The 1,268-nt window shown below is 64.7% G+C and carries 1 pseudogene; it reads right to left on the reverse strand.

The annotated features are described in order from the left end of the window. Nucleotides 1-998: pseudogene (locus EET13_RS06175) on the reverse strand (IS110 family transposase); the annotation flags it as partial. Nucleotides 999-1,268: the final 270 nt, after the last annotated feature.

The raw sequence follows: 1,268 nt of genomic DNA on the forward strand, positions 1-1,268 counted from the left end.
GTCGTAGCGGGTGTGGTGGCGTAGGCAGCCATGCAAGATGCCGACGAGGCGGTTGCCCAGGGCGCGCAGCGCTTGGTGGTGCCTGTCCCCGACGGCGCGGCGCTGGTCGTAGAAGGTGCGGGCACCGGGGCTACTGTGCAGAGCGCAGCAGGCCCATTGGTCGAGGGCGTCGTAGAGGCGTTTGTTGCGGACGTGACGGGCCAGCACCGCCCGTTTTCGGCCGGACGCGATGGTCAATCGTGAGGTTCCGGCGTAGTTCTTGCCACACTTGGCGGTGCTGTAGCGGTTCGGGTCGTCCCCGAACTCACCGAGCACCCGGGCGGGTGTGTCTGAAAATGTGTCGACAGTTCGGTTTCCAGATCGCTGATCTGATGGTTCAGTTCGGCGATGATGGCGACCGCGGCCCGCGTGCTGGCCCCGAACGCGGCGGTCACCGCGGCCGGAGCGGTCAGCTGCGAAGTGCGAAGCGCGGCCTGAATCTGAAGTGCCCGCTGTCAAGGTTGGGTTTGTCGCCCAACGGCTTTGAGCGCCGAACGGATCTTCGCCAGGCTCGGTCGCACGGCATCGGATGGGTCGGAGCGCGGCCCAGGACGGCTAACGCGTCACGGTCAGCCAGATCCCCGAACGCCTCCGATGCTGCCGGGTAATACTCCCGCAACGTACTGCGTAGGCCGTTGGTATGGCGGGTGCGCGCCCAGCCAACAGCTTGGCGTCCGCGGGATCGGACTTGGCTCCCGAGCCGTGGTAGCGGGCCGCGGCCAGCGGGTTGATCGCGAACACCTGATAGCCAGCAGCGATCAGTGCATCGACCCACAAGCCGCGGTCGATCCGGATAACGGCCTCAGCGGGGTCCCGGGCTTGCCCGGCGATCAACTTGTGCAACTGTCTGATTCGGGCCACACCTTCGGGTAGCCGCCGTGAGGCCAGTCGGTCGCCGGCGTCGTTCATCAAAAACACGTCGTGATGTCTTCTGCCCAGTCGTCTCCGACCAACAGCATTGGTTGGCCTCCCTTAGATCAACGTCGATCAATCCCGTCCGAGCCCAAGGACACCCGGCGACGACCTAATGGATCAGTGCTCAAACTGGCACGACATCCCATGAGCGCTACAGATGACCACACCAACCGATCGGGGCACGATCTAACGCTAGGAATCGACGATCATTCCAGGGCCTGCACAGTGCTCACCGGCCGGCGGCTCGGTAACCAGGTTCCCGCCCCGGGTAACAAGATCCCCTTCACGGACACGCTGATCGACTCCCATTAGGG

Source organism: Mycobacterium attenuatum, from assembly GCF_900566085.1.
Classification (GTDB): Bacteria; Actinomycetota; Actinomycetes; order Mycobacteriales; family Mycobacteriaceae; genus Mycobacterium; species Mycobacterium attenuatum.